Raw genomic sequence first — 21,947 nt, 5'->3', positions numbered from 1 at the left:
GTGGCGTCGACGTCGAGCGTCACGATGTCGACGGTCGCGTTCGTGGCGACGCCGGCCATGCCGCCGCCGACCGCGGCCGAGACCATGAGCTGGCGGAACGCCCCGCCGGCGGCGACGGTGACCGACTGCCACGGTGCCGCGCCGGTGTTGTCGTCGTTCACGCGCGCCAGGCGGCCGATGAAGGCGTCGGTGTCGGCGGTCACGACGTTGACGTTGCCCGCCACGCCGACCCCGGCGGTGGCGGCCACGGCGGCGCTCGCGCCGACGGCGAGGATCTCGTCGCTGTTGTTGGCGACGACCGCCACCCCGTACATCGCGCCGGTGCGCGGCGTCAGGACGCGGATGCCGGTGATCTTCGCCGGGTCGCCGGGCGACTGCGTCCCCTGACGCACGAAGCTGTGGGCGCGGCCCGTGGCCGCCGCCGGGTCGAGGTCGATGATCGCGAACGGCGTGCCGCTGCAGCCCGACGCCGACGGGTCGGCCTGGCACTTGGTACGCGCGAGCTGGAAGCTGTGCGCACCGGTGACGACGACGTAATAGGTCTCGCCGTCGGTGAGGCCGCCGATCGGCGCTCCCCCGTTGGCCGTGTACGTGACGGCGTCGCCGGTGACCAGCGGCGTGGCGGAGTTGTCGGCCTTGTCCTTGGGCATGTCGTACGGCAGGTTGACCGTGTTCGACCCGCCATCGACGTCGGTCACCGGCGTCAGGTACGGCGCGACGCGCTCGGGCACGGTGGCCTGGTCGGTCGGGAAGATGCGGTGCGACTGACCGGGCCGTGCCGGCGAGGCGAGCGCGATGGGCGCGCCGCCGGAGGTGGCGGTGAGACGCAGGCGGGTCGGGAACGCCGCGTCGACGATCGCGAAGTACGCGGCACCCGGGGTCAGTCCGACGATCGCCTGGCCGCCGCCGGTCTCGTACGACACGCGCTGGCCGTTCTGGATGCCGTGCACGTAGCCGAGCTCGAGTTGGTTCCCGCCGATGATCGCCGTCTGCGGGTTGAAGCGGGTGTCGACGTAGTGCACGTCAAAGCCGCCCAGGGTGCCCATGAGCCCCGAGCCGCCGGCCAGTGCGGTCACCCGCGACAGGTCGCCGATGAAGGCGGTGGTCGTCTTCTTGAGCACCGGCACCGCGGCCGTGAGGCCGACCGAGGCGGTGCCGCTGACGGCGACCGAACCGGCGACGATGTCCATCGACAGCACCTCGTTGGCCGAGATGCGCGCGCTCCCGCCGGCGACGACGACGGCACGGGATGCCGCGCACAGCGCTTCGCTCGCGATCGCGGCGCCGCACACCTCGCCGACGAACGCCTTCGTCACGATCGTGTACACCGACACCGTGGCGTTGGCCGAGACGGCGGCGGTGCCGCCCACGCTGCCGCCGGCGGCGACGCTGGTGACCGTCTCGTTCGACGTGGCGTCGACCGTCACGTCGCCGCTCACGGTGACCAGCGTCTGCGGCGCGATCCAGGCCTGCGTGGACTTGTTGACGACCTGCACGTCGGCGCCGAGCCCCACGCCCGCCGTGCCGCCGACCGCGAGCTGCCCGGCGATGCCGCGCAGGGTCGTGTCGTCGGATGCCGCGATCCTGAGGCCTGCGGATCCACCCGCGGTCACGCCGTCCACGGTGACGCTGCGGTCGAGATGCGCGTGCGTGGTGTTGTTCTGGACGCCGACGGTCGCCGCTCCCGCGAGACCCGCGGTCCCTCCCACCCCGCCGCCGACGGCGACGAGCCACAGGTCCTCACTCTGCGTGGCTGTCAGCGAGAGGCCGATGCCGCCGCGGGCCCACAGCTCGGCCTCGGGACCGGCGAACGCGTCGACGATGCCGGTGCGGACGAAGACGACCGACGAGAGTCCGAGGCCGGCGGTGCTCGCGGCGCCGATGGCGCCGGCGAACATGGTCATCGTGACCGGGTCCGCCGCGGCGATGGTCACCGAGCCGCGGGCGCGCAGTGCGGTCGGCGTCTCGGCGGTGCTGTCGACATAGGCACGCGTCCCGGGCGCCCCGGAGCCCTGATTGACGACGAAGACGACGAACGAGCCCGCGATGCCGGCGTCCGAGGCGACGCCGCCGCCCGCGACGATCTGGGTGAAGCTCTCCCCCGCGGTCGCCAGCAGCCACGCCGAGCCGGCGAGCTCGGCGGTGACGCCGCGGCCGACGTAGGCGCGGACATCCTTGTTGTGCGCACCGACGATGAGAGCGAACCCGACACCCGCGCTGCCGGTGCTCGCGCCGAGCGCGCCCGCGACGTCGACGAACTCGGTCTGGTCGGACGCGGTGAACGAGAGGTCCTGGGCGGCGGCCGTCGGGATGCCCTGGTTGACCGAGGCCGCGTCGCCGAGCCACGCGCGCGTCGCCCGGTTCACGACGTTGACGACGAGCGACCCGCCGACTCCCGCATCGCCGCCGCCGAGCGCCGCGCCGAGCGCGACGCCGGTGAATGCCGGCAGTTCGATGAGCGGAACGTCGGGCGCTGCCAGCGGGACGAGGGATGCCGACGCTCTGCCGATGATCGCCCCGCCGGCCTGGATCGTGGTCGGGCCCGCGAAGGTCGAGTCGATGTGGGCGAGCGTGGTCGACTCCACGAACTGCACCACGATGCCGGCGCCGACGCCGCTGCCGTTCGTGGTCAGCGCCGCGGAGGCGGCGAGGCCCTGCAGGCCCATCGGGTTCGAGGCGTCGAGCGAGATGCCGTCCGCCACGATGAGCGTGGTGCCGTCACCGATGACCGCCTCGTTGACGAGGACGAGCACCTGCACGGCCACCGCACCCGCGACGGCGGCATCGCCCTGACCTGCTGCCGCGGCGATCGCCCACGCCTGGAAGTCGTTCCGCGCGTTCGCCGGGGTGAGACCGGTGACCGCGACCGACCCGGCCGTGACGTCGGCGCCGGCGCCGATCGAGCCGCGGTTCGTGACCGTCGCGACGTTCAGGCCGACGGCGGCGCCCACGGTGTTCGTGTCGCTCTCGATGCTCCACGAGGTGCCGAGGGCCTTGGCCGCGGCATCCGTCTCGTTCGAGGCGAGCACCGCGAACACGCCGTCGACCACGATCGTGAGGGCCGGCGCGACGGTCGCCAGGCTGTCGACGGTCACCCAGTCGACGGCGACGGCCGCGGCGACGCCGACGCCGTCGCTGGACTGGCCGGACTGCCCGCTCGCCTGGCCGTTGCCCTGGGCGACGCTGTCGCTGGACGACGGGAGGCTGCCGCCGAAGCCGCTCGTCGCCGGCGTGCCGTCGAGCTGCTGCTGCGCCTGCTGGTCGGCGTTGTCGGCGTCGCCACCGCTCTCGGAGCCGCCGAGCGTGCCACGTGCGCTGGCCTTGGCCGACGCGCTCGCGTGCAGCTCCGTCGCGGCGATGAGCCACAGTGCGCCGGCGGTGATGTCGCGGACGACGGTCGCGCGCACGTCGATGTCGACGACGTTGACGACGATGATCGCGCCGATCGCGACGCTGCCGCCGGCGGCGTCGGCATCGCCCTCGACCGTCACTGATCCGGAGTGCGTCGCCCGCACCATGACCGTACCGGTCGCGACGAACGGGCGCAGACCAGGGGTGCCGACGCGCGCCAGCACCACCGGCAGCACGACGTTGATGCCGACGGCGGGGCTGACCGCGGTGCCGCCCTCCGAGCCGGCGGTCACCTCGTTGAGCACGGCATCGGTGTGGTCGGCGCGCACGGTGACGCTGAGGCCGCCGGTGACGTCGGCGCCGTCCTCGATCTCGGCGCGCGTGACGTCGTCGGAGATGACGTTGATCGCGACGGATGCCCCGACTCCCGTGCTCGAGCCGCCGCCGGTCGCGTCGGCCTTCGCCTTCGCGGTGTCGGTGCGGCGGTTCTCGGCCGCGATGAGAACGTCGCCGGTGCCGAAATCGACGCGGGCGCTGGACGGGATCCACGCCTCGGTGCTGTCGAACACGATGTTCAGGGCGACCGCGCCCGCGACACCCACGTCGTCGGAGCCGGCGCCCGCGTTCGCGATCGCCGAGAAGTCGTGCGTGGTGTCGGAGCCGACCGTCGTCATGAGCGCCGCGGCGGTGAAGCCGTCGGCCGAGATGACGGCGTCGTCGCCCACCCACGCGTTGTTCACGAGGAAGACGAGGTTGAGCGCGACCGCGGCGCCCACGCCCGCGTCGTCCTGCGCCAGCGCGGTGCCGCTCGCCTCGGCCTTGCCGTCGACCTGCGCCGACGAGGTGAGCCAGACATGGCCGCCGGCCGTGAGCTCGAGGGCGTCGGGCAGCCACGCGGTGAAGCTGACGTCCGAGATGGTGAGCGCGACCGCCCCGGCGACCGAAACGCCGCCGTCGCTGGTCGATGCCGACGGGCTCTCGCTGTTCTGGACGCCCGCACCGCCCTGGCCGAGGCTGGCGGTGTTCGCGTAGTCCCGCTGCTCCTGCACCTGGCCGTCGACCCCGCTCGAGGGGGCGTCGCCGCTGGACTCGCCGGGAGCGCCGCTCGCCGAAGCCGTCGCGGTGGCTCCGTTGAGGGAGGACCCGGTCGCCGAGAACGCCATCCAGCCGCCGGAGGTGATGCTGCGACGCGTCGTGGCGAAGACGCTGTCGAAGGCGAAGTTCAGCGCGATGGCGACGCCCACCGCGGCATCCCCGGCATCGGTCGCCACCGCGCCGGCCGTCGTGTGGGCGGCGGTGTGCTGCATGGCCGAGACGAGCACGTTGCCGGTGACCACGATCGACCCCGAGGCGAGCGAGCCGATGACGGCGGTGGTGCTGACATCCGACACGGTGATCGCGATCGACGGCGTGACGGTCACGTCGCCGCCCTTGGCACCCATGCGGGCCTCGGTCGTGGTGCGGCTCACCGACGAGGCGGCGACCGTCAGGTCCTCGGCGCCGGTGAGCGAAACCTCGTCGTCGAGACGCGCGTGCGTGTCGCTCGTGACGAGCGCGAGTGCGAAGGATGCCCCGACCCCCGCGTCACCCGTGGCGACGACGCCTTCGCCCGCGGCCAGCGCCTTGACCGTGGTGTCGATCTTGCTGCCGGCGCCGAGCGTCGCGTCGCCGCCGGTCAGGATCACGGTGCCCGACGCGGCGGCCAGGGTGTCGAACCACACCAGGCCGAGCGCCACCGATCCGGCGACGGACACCTTGCCGCCGCCCGCACCCGAGGACGCCACGGCACGGATCGTGGAGGTGTCGTCGGCGCCGTCCATCGTGATGGCGGCGAGCACGGCGAGCGCGTGCGCGCGGAGCGTCAGGGTGGCCGGCACGATCGAGCGGTTGACGACGTCGACGTACGTGATCGCGACACCGACACCGATCGCCGCGTCGCCGCCACGCGAGGCCGAGCCGTCGCCGCCGGACGCGGCATCGGTGTTCTGCGACGACGACAGCGTGGCCGTGCCGGTCGCCGTGATCGCCGCCACCTGCGGCTCGACGATGGAGCGTGCGCGGACGGTCGCGATGACGATGCCGACTGCGGCGGCGACGTTCACCGGACCCGAGCTGGTCTCGGCGTTCGGCGTCTCGGTGTCGCCCGACCCTTCGACGCCGTAGTCGCCGGCGACCTGATCGGCGTAGTCGCGCTGGCCGCCGACCTGCTCGTCGACGCCGGTGCCGGCGGCGCCGCCCTCGGTCGCGGGGTCGCCGGTGCCGGCGTCCTCGTCGTTCTCCGGGGCTCCGGCCGCGGAGGCGGCGGCCAGGGCGCTCGAGCGCGACCAGCTGAAGGCCTGCATCGTCAGGTCGCCGCCGGCCGTGGTGTTGCGGCCCAGCATCGCCGTCACCGTGTGGTTGGCGACGGTGAGCGCCAGACTGACGCCGACTGCCGCGTCGTCGGAGGCGATGGCGGCGGCAGAGGCCGAGTTCTCGGCGGAGGCGTGCTGCGTGGCGCGGATCAGCACGTCGCCGCTCGTCACGAGGACGCCGGTGCCGATCCGGGCCAGCGTCGTCACGTGGGAGAGCACGATCGCTACGGCGGGCGCGATGGCGACGCCGCCGCCCTTGGCGCCCATGCGGGCCTCGGTCGTGGTGGCGTCGCGCGCTTCCGCGGTCAGGCTCACGTCGCGCGCCCCGGTCACCGAGACATCGTCGCCGATGAGCGCGCTGGTGCGGTGCGTGTCGAGGGTGAGGGCGAAGGATGCCCCGACCCCGGCGTCGCCGGTGCCGCTCGCGCCCTCTCCCATCGGCAGTGCGGTGACGGTGCCGGCGACGGCGCTGCGTGCCAGCAGGGTCGCGTCGCCACCGGTGAGGATGAGCGTGCCGAAGACCGTCGCGAGCGTGTCGGTGGTGACGATGGCGATGGCGACCGATCCGGCGACCGACACGTTGCCGCCCGCCGCGCCCGAGGATGCGGCGGCGCCGAACGCGGAGGTGGCATCGGCGCCGTCGGGCGTGACCGTGGCCGACAGCGTGACGTCGTGCGCCGTCACCGTGAGGAACGCCGGAACCGTCGCGCGGTTCGTCGTGGTCGAGAAGGTCAGCGCGACGCCGGCGCCGATGGTGGCGTCGCCGTCGCCGGCGGCCGATCCGTCGCCGCCCGAGCGGGCGTCGGTGTTGACGCTGGTCGCCAGCACCACGGCACCCGCCGCGGTGATCGAGGTCACCGTCGGCTCGACGAGCGTCTCGGCGCGGACCGTCGAGACCACGATGCCCACCGCCGCCGCGACGCTGACCGGGCCTTCACTCGTCTCGGCGCTCGGGTTGCCGGTCGCGCCGGAATCCTGGCCGCCGTTGGCGGTCGAGACGTCGTCCGCGTGGTCCCGCTCGCGTTGAGCCACCTGGTCGACACCCGTGCCAGAACCGCCGCCCGGGTTGCCTGGATCGCCGGAATCCTCGTTCTCGGGCGCACCGGCCGCCGACGCCGCCGCCAGCGCGCTCGAGGCCGAGATGCTGGACCCGCGCAGCACCACATCGGCGCCCGCGACGACATCACGCGCGAGGGCGCTGGTCGCCCCGTGGTTGGCGATGGTGAGCGCCAGCGCGACGCCGATCGCGGCATCCGCGGCATCCAGCACGGCCGACGACGCCGTCGTGGCTGCCCGGGCGGTCTGCGTGGCCACCATCGTGAGGCTGCCCGTGACGCTCAGGACGCCGGTGCCGATGCGCGTCCAGGTCGTGACGTTCGAGAGGGTCACGGCGACCGCCGGCGCGAGCGCGACATCGCCGCCCTTCGCGCCCATGCGCGCCTCGGTGACCGCGGCGTCGGTCGCGGTGGCCGTGAGCGTCACGTGGCGGGCGCCGGTGAGGCTGACGCCGTCGGAGACCTCGGCGCTCGCGCGGTCGGTGATGAGGTTCAGTGCGACGGATGCCCCGATCCCGGCGTCGCCGGTGGCGATCACGCCGTCGTCGTGCGGCAGCGCCTTCACGGTGCTCGACACCGAGCTCGTCGCGGTGAGCGCGGCGTCGCCACCGGTGAGGATGACGGTGCCGTCGATGCCGGCGCGGGTGGTGTGGTTGACGACCGCGAGCGCGAACGAGCCGGCGACCGAGATCTTGCCGCCCCCGGCGCCCGAGACGGCCTGGGCGCCCATCGTTGCGGTGGTGTCGGCGCCGGCCGCCGTGACCGTGGCGCTCACGAGGAGGTCGTGCGCGCGCAGCGTGAGCGTGACGGGCACGTCGGCCGCGTTCGTCACGTGGGCGAGCGTGAGGGCGACCGCCGCGCCGATCGTCGCGTCGCCGTCGCCGGCCGCCGACCCGTCGGCAGAGGATGCCGCGTCGGTGTTGGCGCTCGTCGCCAGGGCGACGGTGCCCGCTGCGGTCACGGCCGTCACCACCGGCTCGACGATCGTGCGCGCCCGCACCGTCGACAGCGTGATGGCGATCGCCGCTGCGACGTTGACCGGCCCGTCGCTCGACTCCGCCTCTGGGGCGGCCTGGTCGCCGGAATCGTCGCCGCCGTTGGCCGTCGCGACCGAGTCGGCGTGCGCACGCTCGCTCGCGGCGAGCTGGTTGACGCCGGTCCCCGACGCACCACCGGGGTTCGCCGGATCGCCGGAGTCCGCGTCGTTCTCGGGGGCGCCGGCGGCCGAGGCCGCCGCGGTCGCCGACGATGCCGAGATGCTCGACGCCTTCAGCGACACGTCGGCGCCCGCCGTGACGTTGCGGCCGAGCGCGCTGGTCACGACGTGGTTCGCGACGGTGAGCGCGAGCGAGACGCCGATCGCGGCATCCGCTGCTCCCAGCACCGACGACGAGGACGTCGTCGCCGCCGCAGCCGTCTGGGCCGCCGACATCGTCAGGCTGCCGCCGATGGTGAGCGTGCCGGTGCCGATGCGGGTCGACGTGGTGACGTTCGACAGCGTGATCGCGACCGCGGGCGCCAGCGCGACGTCGCCGCCTGCGGCGCCCATGCGGGCTTCGGTCACCGCCGCGTCGGTCGCCGTCGCGATGAGCGTGACGTGGCGTGCGCCGGTCAGGCTGACGCCGTCGGCGATATCGGCCGTGGTCTTGTCGGTGATGAGGTTGAGTGCGACGGATGCCCCGAACCCGAGATCGCCGGCGCCGGTGACGCCCTCGCCGGCCGGCAGCGCCTTGACGGTGCTCGAGACGGTGCTGGTCGCGGTGAGCGCCGCGTCGCCGCCGGTGAGGACGACGGTGCCGTCGACCCCCGCGCGGGTGGCGTGGTTGACCACGGCCAGCGCGAACGAGCCGGCGACCGAGACGTCGCCGCCGCCCGCTCCGGCGACCGACTGCGCTGAGATGGTCGACGTCTGATCCGTCCCGTTCGGCGTGACCGCCGCCGACACGATGAGGTCGTGGGCGGTGACGGTGAGCGTCGCCGGAACTGTCGCACGGTTCACCACGTGGGCGAGCGTGATCGCGACCGCCGCACCGATCGTCGCGTCGGTCCCCTGCGACGCCGAACCGTCCGCCGACGAGGAGGCGTCGGTGTTCGCCGAGCTCGCGAAGGCCGCCGTTCCGCCCGCGGTGAGCGAGGACACGCCCGGCTCCACGATCGTCTCGGCCCGCACGGTCGCGAGGGTGATCGCGACGCCGGCCGCGGCGTTCACCTCGCCCTGCGAGGACTCGGGGGCGGGGGTCGTGGCCGACCCGGCGCCGTCGCCGCCGTTCGCGCTCGAGGCCGCTCCGGCGTGGGTGCGCTCGGCCTCGACGGCGTCGGTGACGCCCGAGCCCGAGCTTCCGCCACCGCCCGCGGACTGCGGCGCGCCGGCGGCCGACGCGGCCGCCGACGACGCCGACGTCGAGTTACCGCTCGCGCGCAGCGAGACGTCGGCTCCGGCCGTCACGTTGCGCGCGAGCGAGCTTGTCACCGTGTGGTTCGCGATCGTCAGCCCGAGCGCGACGCCGATCGCGGCATCCGCTGCCGCCGAAACGGCCGACGTGGCCGTCGACGTGGCCGACGCCGTCTGCGTCGCGATCATCGTGAGGCTGCCGGTGAGGTTCAGGGTGCCGGTGCCCACACGGGTCCACGTGGTGACGTTCGACAGGGTCACCGCGACCGCGGGCGCGAGGGCGACGTCGCCGCCCTTGGCGCCCATGCGCGCCTCGGTGACGCCGGTGTCGGCGGATGTCGCGGTCAGGGTGAGGTGACGGCCGCCGGTGAGGGTGCCCCCGTTCGCGACCTCGGCGCCGGTCTTGTCGGTGATGAGGTTCAGGGCGACGGATGCCCCGAAGCCGAAGTCGCCCGCATCGGTCACGCCTTCTCCGGCCGGCAGCGCCTTGACGGTGCTCGCCACGGCGCTGCCCGCGGTCAGCGCGGCGTCGCCGCCGGTGAGCGCGACGGTGCCGTCGATCGCCGCCCGTGTGAGGTGGGTGACCACGGCGAGCGCGAACGAGCCGGCGACCGAGACGTCGCCGCCACCGGCGCCCGAGACCGACTGCGCCGAGATCGTCGAGGTCTGGTCGGCTCCGTCGACCGCGACCGTGGACGAGATGATCAGGTCGTGGGCCGTGACGGTCACGCCGCTCGGCACGTCCGCGCGGTTGCTCACGTCGGCGAGCGTGATGGCGACGGCCGCACCGATGGTCGCATCGCCACCCTGCGAGGCCGACCCGTCGGCGGACGATGCGGCGTCGGTGTTGGCCGCGCTCGCGAACATCGCGGTGCCGCCTGCGGTGACGGCGATCGCCGGACCCACGATGGTCTCTGCACGCACCGTGGCGAGCGTGATCGCGACGGCTGCGGCGACGTTCACGCCGCCCTGCGACGATTCGGCCTTGGGAGCGGCGGCCGTGCCGGCGCCCTGGCCGCCGTGGGCGGTCGAGGTGGAGTCGGCGTGCGCGCGCTCAGCGGCGACCACCTGGTCGACGCCGGTGCCCGAGCCGCCGCCTCCGCCGCCGTTGCCGGGAGCACCGGCGGCAGAGGCCGAAGCGGTCGCGGCGGACGACGAGACCCCCGCGGCCTTCAGCGCGATGTCGGCGGCCGCCGTGAGGCTGCGGCGCAGCTCTGCGAAGACCGAGTGGTTCGCGATCGTGAGCGCGAGGCCCACGCCGACGCCGGCGTCTGCGGCGCCCAGCACCGCGGCTGAGGCCGTCGTGGCAGCCGAGGCCTTCTGCATAGCGGTGGCGGTGAGCGAGCCGCTCAGCGAGAGCAGCCCGCCGGTGCCGAGGCGGGTCGAGGTGGTGACATTCGAGAGCGTCACGGCGACCGCCGGCGACAGCGCGACGTCGCCGCCGGCAGCGCCCATGCGCGCCTCGGTGACGGCGATGTCGGCGGCGGTGGCGCCCAGCGTCAGGTGCCGCGCGCCGGTGAGGGTCGCCCCGTCGGCGACCTCGGCGAGGGTGGTGTCGGTGACGAGGTTGAGAGCGACGGATGCCCCGAAGCCGAAGTCTCCCGCGTCGGTGACGCCGGCTCCCGCCGGGAGCGCCTTCACGGTGCTCGACACGGCGCTCGCGGCGGTGAGAGCGGCGTCGCCGGTGAGTGCCACCGTGCCGTCGATGCCGGCGCGGGTGGAGTGGTTCACCACGGCGAGCGCGAACGAGCCGGCCACTGAGACGTCGCCGCCGCCGGCTCCCGCGACCGACTGCGCCGACACGGTCGAGGTCTGATCGGCGCCGTCCGTCGTGACGGTCGCCGAGACGATCAGATCGCGCGCGGTGACGGTGACGCCGACGGGGACCGCGGCGCGGTTGACGATGTTGGCCAGTGTGATCGCGACGGCCGCGCCGATGGTGGCGTCGGCTCCCTGCGAGGCCGAACCGTCGGCCGCCGACCCGGCATCCGTGTTGGCGCTCGAGGCGAGCATCGCTGTGGCGCCCGCCGTGAGCACCACGCCGGCGACCACTGACGTCTCGGTGGTCACGGTCGCGAGGGTCACCGCGACCGCCGCCGCGGCGTTCACGCCGCCCTGCGACGACTCCGCGGCGGGAGCCGAGGAGCCTGCGGCGGCTGCGCCGCCGTTCGCGGCGGACGTCGACGATGCGTGGGAGCGCTCGGCCTCGACCGCCTGATCGACGCCCGAGCCGGCGCCTCCCCCGCCGCCCGAGTTCTCGGGTGCTCCCGCGGCCGATGCGGAGGCGGTCGAGGAGGAGGACGAGACGCCGAACGCGCGCAGGCTCGCGTCGGCGGCGGCGGTGACGTTGCGGGCGAGCAGCGCCGTGACGGTGTGGCCGCTGATCGTCAGCGCGAGGCCGACACCCACGCCCGCGTCGCCGGCGCCGAGCACGGCGGCCGATGCCGTCGACGCCGCGCGCGCCTTCTGGGTGGCGGTGGCCGAGAGGCTGCGCAACAGGTCGATCGGCGCACCGGCGCCGAGTAGTACGGCGGTGGCGACGGTCGACAGGGTCACGGCGACGGCCGGCGACAGTGCGACGTCGCCGCCCGCGGCGCCCATGCGCGCCTCGGTCACGGCGCCCGAGTCCGCGGTCGCCGCCAGCGTGAGGTCGCGGGCACCGGTGATCGTCGCGCCGGCGGAGACCTGCGCGGTGGTGCGGTCGGTGACGAGGTTCAGCGCAACGGACGCCCCGACCCCGAGATCGCCCGCGTCGGTGACGCCCGCGCCAGCCGGCAGTGCCGAGACCGTCGAGGTGACGGCGCTCGCCGCGCTCACCGTGGCGTCGCCGCCGGTGAGCACGACGCCGCCGTCGAGCGCCGAGAGCGTCGTGTGAGTGACGACCGCCAGGGCGAACGAGCCCGCGACCGAGACCTTCCCGCCGCCGGCACCGGCGACCGACCGGGCACCGAACGCGGACACCGTGTCGGCACCCGACGGCTGGACCCCGGTCTGCACGGTCAGATCATGAGCCGCTACCGACGCTCCGGCCGGCACGATCGCATGGTTCACCACGTCGGCGAGCGTGAGTGCCACCGCGGCGCCGATGGTGGCGTCGGCGCCCTGCGAGGCAGAGCCATCGGCCGACGAGGTGGCATCGACGTTCGCGAGTGAGGCGAGCGAGACCAGCCCCGTCGAGGTGATCGTCGTCCCCGCCGCGAGGCGCGACTCCGCCCGGGCGGTGGCGAGCGTCACCGCGACAGCCGCGGCCGCGTTCACGCCGCCCTGTGACGACGCCGCCTGCGGCGTGGTGGCACCGCCGCTGGCCGACCCGCCGTTCGCGGTGGCGACCCCGTCGGCGTGGGACCGCTCGGCGGCGACCGCCTGATCGACGCCGGTGCCGCCCGCGCCGCCGGGGTTTCCGGCATCGCCGGAGTCGGCCGGGTTCTCCGGAGCGCCCGCCGCCGAGGCGGTCGCGGTGGACGTCGACGTCGAGGTGAGGAACGTCGCCAGCGTCACCGCACCGGCAGCGGTGACGCTGCGGGCGAGCTCGGTGAGGGACGAGTGGTTCGCGATGGCCAGCGCCACGCCCAGCCCCACCGCCGCGTCCGAGGCGCCCAGCGCCGAGGACGAGGCGGTGGCCGTCGCGGTGGCCTCGAGCACCGCGTCGAGGTCGACGGCACCACTGACCGTGACGAGCGCGCCGCTGCCGACGCGCGCCGTCGAGGTCACCGTCGAGAGGGCGACGGCGACGGCGGGAGAGAGGGCGACGTCGCCGCCCGCCGCGCCCATGCGGGCTTCGGCCGAGGTGGTGCTGCGCCCGGAGGCGAGCAGCGTCACCGCGCCGGACCCGGTGACCGTCGCCCCGTCCGCGATCTCGGCTGTGGTGCGCGACGTCACGATCGCGAGTGCCACGGAGGCCCCGAACCCGAGGTCGCCGGCATCCGTCACGCCTGCTCCTGCGGGGACGGCTGCGACGGTGGTCGCGGTGCGCTCGACGGCGTTCGCTGTCAGCGCGCCGCCGGTGAGAGCCGCGGTGCCTGCGACTCCGGCGTCGACGGTGTGGTTGACGACGGCGAGCGCGAACGAGCCGGCGACCGAGACCCTGCCGCCCCCGGAGCCGGCCACCGAACGGGCGCCGAACGTCGAGACGTCGTCGCCCTCCGTCACGGTCGTCGCCGTGGTGGTGAGAGCCTGGGCGGCGACCGTGGCGTCGACGGGCACGACGGCACGGTTGACGACCTCGGCCAGCGTGAGCGCGACCGCCGCGCCGATCGTGGCGTCGGCGCCCTGCGAGGCCGAGCCGTCGGCGGACGACGAGGCGTCGGTGTTGGTGCCTGTGAGCAGGCCGACCGTGCCGCCGGAGGTCAGCACCACGCCGGCTGCCAGCGCGGACTCCGCGCGCACATCCGCGAGCGTCACCGCGACGGCGGCGGCGGCGTTCACGCCGCCCTGCGACGACGATGCGCTGGGTGCTGCCGCGCTTCCGGCGCCCGCTCCGCCGTGGGCCGCCGACGTAGTGGAGGCGTGGTCGCGTTCGGCCGCGACGGCCTGATCGACCCCGCCGCCGGCCCCGCCGCCGCCCGAGTTCTCCGGTGCCCCGGCGGCGGACGCCGAGGCGGTGGAGGTCGACGTCGACACGCTCGTGGCCTGCAGCTGTGCGGCGACGGATGCCGACGCACTGCGCGCGAGCACCGCGGTCACCGTGTGCTGGGAGATGGACAGGGCCAGGGAGAGGCCGATGCCGGCGTCGCCGGCGGCCAGCACCTGCGACGAGGCGATCGCGGTCGACGCCGCCCGCTGGGTCGCCGTCGCGCTGAGCGAACCGGTGAGCGCGAGCGGCCCGCCGGTTCCCAGGCGGGCGGTCGTCGTCACGGTGGACAGCGTGACGGCGACCGCGGGTGCCAGGGCGACGTCGCCGCCGCGCGCGCCCATGCGCGCCTCGGAGCCGGCCTCACTGCGACCGTCGGCGGACACGGTGAGGTCTCGCGCGCCCGACAGCGTCGCGCCGTCGGCCAGCTCGGCGAGGGTGGACTGTGTCACGAGCGCCAGGGCGACCGAGGCGCCCAGACCCAGGTCGCCGGCGTCGGTCACGCCGACGCCGGCCGGCAGGGCCGCCACCGTCGTCGCGGTGCGGCTGCCGGCCATCACTGTCGCGTCGCCGGCAGCGAGCGTCGCCGAACCGGCGAGGGCCGCGCGGGTGGTGTGAGTGACGACGGCCAGGGCGAACGAGCCGGCGACCGACACCTTGCCACCGCCCGCACCGGCCACCGACCGCGCTCCGAAGGTCGAGATGCCGTCACCGCCCGGTGCCGATGCGTCGGCCCGCACCTGCAGGCTCGCGGCCGAGACCGCGGCACCTGCGCCGACGTCGGCGAGGTTGTGCACCGTGGCGAGGGTGAGGGCCACGGCGGCGCCGATCGTCGCGTCTGCGCCCTGCGAGGCCGAGCCGTCGGCAGACGACGAGGCGTCGGTGTCGGCGCGGGCGAGGAGCGTCACAGCGCCCGACGAGGTGATGACGACGCCGGGGCTCAGCTGGACGCTGTTGTCGACGGTCGCGAGCGTGACCGCGATGGCGGCCGCCGCGTTGACGCCGCCCTGCGACGAGGCGGCGCTCGGTGTCGCCGCGGCACCGGTGCCCGCGCCGCCGTGGGCGGTCGAGGTGGCGCCGGCGTGGGCGCGTTCGGCGGCGACGGCGTCATCGACGCCCGAGCCGGCCGCCCCGCCCGGGTTGCCCGGATCGGGCGAGTCGGCGCCGTTCTCGGGCGCGCCGCTCGCGGACGCTGTGGCGGTCGAGGTCGTCGTCGAGAGCATCCGCGTCTCGAGGACGACGCTGGCCGCGGTCACGCTGCGGGCGAGCACCACCGAGCCGGTGACCCCGGCGATCACCAGTGCCAGCGAGACGCCGACACCGGCGGTCCCCGCACCGAGCACGATCGCACCGGCGGTCGCCGCGGCGACGGAGCGCTGCGAGGCGAAGAGCGAAAGCGCCCCGGTCACGGTGGTGGCCGTGCCGCTGCCGATGCGGGCGACGGTGGTCGGCGTCGTCAGCGTGACGGCGACGGCTGGCGCCAGCGCGACATTGCCGCCGGCGGCGCCCATCCGTGCTTCGCTGCGCACCTCGAGCTCGCCCACCGCCATGACGGTGAGATCGGTCGCTCCGGTCAGGGTTGCGCCGTCGCCGACCTCGGCGCGCGTAGTGGCGGTGACCACGGCGAGCGCGAAGGATGCCCCGAGGCCGAGGTCTCCGGCATCCGTCACTCCCTGACCGGCAGGCAGCGCCTTCACCGAGGCCACCACGGTGCCGGCGGCGCTGAGGGCGACCGCGCCACCGACCGTCGCCGCGCCGTCGAGCCCGGCGCGCACATCGTGGGTGGCGAGGAGGATCGCGACCGAGCCGGCGACGGAGACCTTGCCTCCGCCGGCGCCCGCGACCGATTCCACCACGAGCCGCGACACCGGGTCGCCCGGCTCGGCGAGGGCGCGCGCGGCGATGGTCAGCTGCCCGGCGACGATCGTCACACCGGCGGGCACGACGGCGGTCGCATCCACGTCGACGAGTGCGAGCGCGACCGCCGCGCCGATCGTGGCGTCGGTACCCTGCGAGGCCGAGCCGTCGGCGCGGGCGGTCACGTCGGTGTCGGTGGCGGTGTCCAGTCGCACGAGCTCAACGGCGGTCACCGTGATGCCCGAGGCGAGATCGGCGCCGGCTCCGACGGTGGCGACGACGAGCGCGACGGCGGCCGCGGCGTTCACGCCGCCCTGCGACGTCTCGGCGCTCGGTGCGACCGCGCCACCGGTGCCGGCGCCCCCGTGGGCGGCCGAGACGGCGTCGGCGTGGTCGCGCTCGGCGGTGACCGCGGCATCTACTCCGTCGCCGGCGGCGCCGCCCGGGTTGGACGCGTCGCCCGAGTCGGCGCCGTTCTCAGGCGCCCCCGCCGTCGACGCTGTGGTGTTCGCCGTCGCGTCGGACGTGGCGTGGGCCATCAGGTCGACCTGCTGCGCGGTGAGGCTCCGCGCCAGGGCCGTGCGCGTCGAGTGGTTCGCGAACGTCAGCGCGACGGCCGCGCCGATGCCGGCATCGCCGGCGCCGACGACGATCGCTCCCGCGGTCGAGCTGGCCGTCGCCTTCTGCACGGCCGCCACCTGCACCGCGCCGCTCGCCGTCACGAGCGTCCCCGAGCCGATCCGGGCGAGGGTCGACACGTCCGACAGTGTCACGGCGACGGCGGGCACGACGGCGACACCGCCACCGGACGCCCCCATGCGCGCCTCCGTGGTGGACGTGCTCGCGGAGCTTGCGAGGATCGTGAGCGCCGCGAGCCCCGGCAGTGCGCCGTCGTCGCCGACGCCCGCGGTCACCGTGACCGTGACGAGCGCGAGCGCCACCGATGCGCCGAGGCCCAGGTCGCCCGCGTCGGTGACCCCCTGGCCTGCCGGCAGGGCCGCGACGGTCGTCGTGGCGTCCGCCTCTGCCGAGAGTGTCACCGCTCCGCCGCCGGCCGATCCGTCGACCGCGGCCATCGTCGCGCGATCCACGACCGCGAGCGCCAGGCTGCCGGCGACCGAGACCTTGCCGCCCCCGGCTCCCGCGACCGAGCGCGCGCTGGTCGTCGACGTGGTGTCGGCGCCGTCGGCGACGGTCGCCGCGCGCACGGTCGTCGACGGCGCCGTCACGCTCGCACCGGCCGCGATGACGGCGCGGTGCGCCAGGGTCGACAGAGTGAGCGCGACGGCCGCGCCGATCGTCGCGTCGCTCCCCTGCGACGCCGAGCCGTTCGCGTCGGAGGCGGCATCCGTGTTCTCCCCCGCGGTGATCGCCACCGCCCCACCTGCCGTGATGGCGGCGCCCGGGAGGACGGATGCCTCGACCGTGGCCGTGACGATGGTGACGGCCACCGCGGCCGCGGCGTTGATCTGGCCCTGCGAGGTCGCCGCACTCGGGGTCGCCGCGGTACCCGTGCCCGAGCCGCCCGCGGCGGTCGCGACGTCGTCGGCGTGGTCGCGGGCACCGCCGACGGCCGCATCCACTCCCCCGCCCGCGGCGCCGCCCGGGTTCGAGGCGTCTCCCGAGTCGGCCGGGTTCTCCGGTGCGCCGGCCGCCGATGCCGCGGCGGTCGAGGACGAGGACGAGACCGAGCCGGCGCCGAGCGTGACCGCTCCACCTGCCGTCAGCGCGCGTCCGAGCGTCGCGCGCACCGTGTGCGTGGACACCGTAATCGCGAGGCCGAGGCCGACGGCGGTGCCCGCCGACGTCCCTGTCGCGGCCCGAGCCTCGGTCGAGGCGGTCGCGCGCTGCGCCGCGCTCACGAGCAGCGCACCGGTCAGCGTGATCGCCGCGCCGGCGCCGATGCCCGCGGTGGTGGAGACGGCCGAGAGCGTCACCGCGACGAACGGTGCGACCGCGGCGTCCGCGCCGCGCGCCGAGCCCTGCGCGACGGCGGATGCGGCATCCGCGGTGCTGGCCGTCACATCGATGTCGTCCGCGCCGGCGACGGTCGCGCCGGCGCCGATGGCCGAGCGGGTGTGGTGGTCGACGCTGGTGAGGGCGAACGAGGCGCCGATCCCCGTGGTGGGCGTGCCCGCACCGGCGTCCGCGAGGAGCGCCCGCGTGGTGGTCTGCGCGGCCGACGAGGCCGAGATCGTGAGCGATCGATCGGCGCCGGTGAGAGTCACGGCCGAGCCGGTGGCCAGTCCCGCGGATGTCGTGAGGACGACGACCGAGAGGGCGACGGATCCGGCGACCCCGAGGTCGCCCCCGGATCCCTGTCCGGCGGTGGCGGTGGTGGTGAAGCGGTGCGAGGCGTCGGATGCGCCTGCCGCGTTCTGCGGGGCGATGCCCGCGATGAGCTGGAGCGTGTCTGCGGTGATGCTGGTGGAGGGGCCGACCTCGGCGCGGACGGTGACATCCGCCAGGGTGATCGCGACGGCCGCTGCGATCGTGGCGCCGCTCGGGGGTCCGCGGGTCGCCGGGGAGCCGGTCGCCGTGGACGCGGCCGACAGGTTGCCGAGCGCCTCGAGCCGCACCGTCGGCGCGACGAGGGCGATGCCCGACACCGACACGTCGGCGTTCAGCTGGTGGATCGTGAGGGCGAAGGCGGCGGTGACCGTGACATCGCCCTGCGGCGTGCTCGGCGTGGGGATCGGCGTCGAGCCGCTGCCGCCGGTGCCGTTGCCGGCCGCGCCGGCAGCCGGCGCGACGGCGTCGGCCCAGGTGCGGGCGTCGGTCGCCTGGGCGGCCGGAGATTGCGCGACCGGCGAGCCGTCGGCGGGAGCGCCGGTCGCCGAGGCGGACGCGGTGGTCGCGGACGACGCCATGCCGATGGCCTTGAGCGTGATCGCCGCCGCCGTCAGATCGCGGGCGAGCTCGGCACGCACCGCGTGGTCGGCGAAGGTCAGTGCGATCACCGCGGAGACGGCGGCGCCGTCCTCGGCGCTGACGTTGCCGGTGGCGGTCGTGACGACGGGAGCGATCTGGGTGGCGGTCGACGTGTAGGTGCCGGTCAGCGTAAGCGGCGCTCCGGTGCCGAGCCGAGACAGCGTCGTGACGTTCGAGATGTTGACGGCCATGACCGTCGAGATCGCCGCCTCCGACGCCACCCCGCCCTGCGCCTCGGCGGTGGCCGGCGACGTCGACTGTGCGGTGAGACTCAGGTCGGCGACACCCGTCAGGGTCGCGCCGTCGCCCACCTCGGCGATCGCGCGGTCGTTGGCGATGTTGAGGGCGATGCTCGCGCCGATGCCGGTCGTCGCGCCGGCCAGCGTGCCGGGCAGCGCGCGGGCGATAGTGTCGTTGTCGCCGGTCGCGGCGAATGCCAGATCGGCTCCCGGCGCGGTGACGGTGACGCCGCTCAGGATGGCGGCACGGGTGAGGAAGCTCGCGATGTTGACCGCGAGCGCGCCGGCAGCGCCGACGATCGAGGCGCCGCCGGCGCCCGACACCGACTGCGCGCGGTACTCGTTCACGCCGGCCGCGGTGCGCGGGGCGGCGGTGGCGGATGCCGTGACGCCGGTCGCGGTGAAGGCGACGTTGCCGATGCGGGCCTCGGTGCGTGCGTCGGCGAGGTTCACCGAGACGCCGACGCCGACGCCGGCGGCCGATCCGCCGACCGCCGAGCCGTCGGCTTCGGTGATCGCCGATCCCGACGAGACGGCCGAGACCGCGACGCCCGTGCCGCCCGCCGTCACCGCGAGAGGCGACGCGCTGCCGAGCGAGGCGATGGTCTCCTGGTCGAGGTCCGAGAAGGCCAGCGCCCCGGCGACGCCGATCGCGCCCCCCGGTGCCGAGGCGAAGCCGCCGGGCTGCGACGCCGTCGCGGTGGTGGCGCTCGGCGAGGCGCCGTTCGCCGTCGATCCGCCCGGGCTCGCGGTCGCCTTCGTGAGGAGCGTGTGCGTCGAGTCGGCCGTGACCGTGAGCGCTCCGCCGGCGACGATCCCGGCCGGTGACGTGCTGTCGATGACGGCCGCGGTCCGCGTCGTCGCCTTGGTCGTCGCGACGGCGGCTCCCGCCGTGGCCGCGGTGGCGTCGGCGGTGGTCGTCGCAGTCGTGACGGTCGTCGCCGAAATGCTGACCGCGCCCGCCGCCTGCACCGAGGCGGTGTCCGTGATGCGGGTCACGGCCGAGTTGTCGATGGTCGCGTGAGCCACGGCGGCGTCGATCGCGGCATCCGCTCCGGTTCCCGTCGAGGTGGTGACCAGCGTCGCCGTCGACGAGCTCGCCAGCGACACGGTGCCCTGCGCCTCGATACGCGAGGTGCCTGCCAGCTGCACGAGCGCCGATGCGACGCTCTCGCCGATGGCGAGTCCGACAGTGGCCCCGGGGTCGGCGGTGCTGACCGCGGTCGCGGTGGCCTCGACGTTGCCGCCGCGCACGATCGCATCGGTGAGGATGACCTCCGCGATCGCGGGGGTGTCGTCGGCCGTGGTGGCGGTGGCGGCCAGGGTGACGTCGGCGGCGCCGGCATCCAGTACACCGCCCGGGCCGACCAGGACGCGCGTCGCCTCGAACCGGAACGTCACGCCGTGGAAAGTGAGTGTGCCGACGATGCGGATCGTCGCGCCCTTGCCGGTGCTCTTGACGACGAACGAGCCGAGGGGGCGGACCGAGTGGGACTCGAAGGCGTTCGCCAGGCTGCGCACCAGGATGTAGCCGATGTTGACCGCGTCGGGCGTCACCTCGATGGTGTCGTCGTCGGTCGCGTCGGCGAAGTCGAAGTCTGTGACGTCGGCCGGCCCGATGGGCTCGAGACCGTCGTACGCGAGGGTGGTGCCGCCGACCATCAGGGTGCCGGACTGCGAACCGGTCGGGCGCGACGTCACCGCTCCGTGCGCTCCGCTGAACCGCAGCACGTCGTAGCCGCCGGCACCGCCGTCGACCCGCCCGATGCGTCCGCCGGGAGCGACGACGAAGTCGTCCCGATTGCCTGCGGCCCCCTGCAGCACGTCGAACCCCGAGAAGCGCTGGCCGGCGACGGTGCCGGTGCGCTGTCCGTCGATCTGCCACGTCGTGTCGGCTGCCGGACCACGCAGCACGTGACCGCCGCCGACGGCGACCAGCCGGCCGACGCCCGAGAAGGCGGTCGCGCCGACGGATCCGCTTCCGGCGCCGTCGCTGTTCCAGGTGACGCCGGTTCCGCTGACCGCGAGTGCCGCTGCCGAGGTGACGGTGACGGTGATGCCGAGCGAGGCGGGGAGGCTGACAGAGCCGCCCGCCGAGATCGTGAGGGCGGTGACGGATGCCGCGGCCCGTCGCGTCGTCCCTCCATCGGCGACGATCACGAGGTCGGCGCCGTCGATCGTGACCGACACGTCACCCGCCGCGGTCACCTGCCACGGTCCCGGCTGCTCCGCGACCGGTGCGGCCGGGTCGGCCGGCGTCGCGGCGGGGTCGGTCTCCGTCGGCGTCGCGTCCGTCGGAACGGGCTCCGACGCAGTCTCGTCGACGGCCGGCGCGGTCGCCGGCTGCTCGGCCGGCGTCGAGGACTCGGTCTCGGTGGCGGCGGGCTGCTCTGAGGCCGCCGGAGCGGCGGGCTGCTCGGCCGGCTGTTCGGCGGGGGTGCTCGAGGTGCCGTTGTCCGCGGCACCGGCCTGACCGGCCGTACCGGCGCCGGCGCCGTCAGCCGTCGCCTCCGCGGTCGTGGTCCCACCCTCGGGGGCGGTCGCCTCGAACGGGCGCACCTCCAGCATCGCGGGCGCCCCATACATCGCGCCACCGGCTGCCTCGGGCGCATTCTGCGTCGGCGACGGGTCGGGCGTCGGCTCCGGGCTGGGCGTCGGCGTGGGCGTGGGAGTCGGGATCGGCGGCGTCGGCGGCTCAGGCGGGTCCGGCGGCTCGGGCGGCGTCGGAAGACCCGGGATCGTCGGCGTCGGCGGGGTCGCCGGGCCGCTTCCGATCGTGCCCGGGTTCACCGTGCCAGGACCGCACGTCAGGCTCGTCGAGCTGGTGCTCGTCGTGGACGAGTTCGTGGTGCCCCCGCCGGCCTGCGGCGTCGACCCGGTCGACACCTGCTGGCAGTTCGGTCCGAACGGCGAGACCGGCGATGCCGGAGCGGCCGGCGCCGTGGCCGGCGGCACGACGACGACGCTAATGGTCGTCCGGGTGCGCGGCGGCACGGGTACCGGCTGGGAGGGAGCGACCGGCAGCACCTGCTCGACCGGCGCGGGCTCGGGAGCGGGCTCCTCGCCGAGGTCGAGGGGACCGACGAAACGTGGCGTCTCAGCGGGCGTGACGATGTCGGCCGGTGGCTCGGTCGCTGCTGCGATGGCGGGAGAAGCCCAGGTCAACTGCGAAAGCACGAGCGCGGACGCGACGAGGGCCAC

The 21,947-nt window shown here is 75.2% G+C and carries 1 protein-coding gene (cut by a window edge); it reads right to left on the bottom strand.

The window, feature by feature from the left end; genetic code table 11:
- Nucleotides 1-21,947: the 5' portion of a hypothetical protein gene (locus tag NCG93_RS09245; protein WP_252787497.1), read on the bottom strand. The gene continues 10,705 nt to the left of window position 1, outside the view; only the first 21,947 of its 32,652 coding nucleotides appear in the window; its start codon is at nt 21,945-21,947; its stop codon lies beyond the left edge, outside the window.

It is taken from the genome of Microbacterium yannicii (assembly GCF_024055635.1).
Taxonomy (GTDB): domain Bacteria; phylum Actinomycetota; class Actinomycetes; order Actinomycetales; family Microbacteriaceae; genus Microbacterium; species Microbacterium yannicii.
The sequence above is the reverse complement of the archived record's forward strand: the minus strand, read 5'-3'. Positions and strand labels throughout refer to the sequence as shown.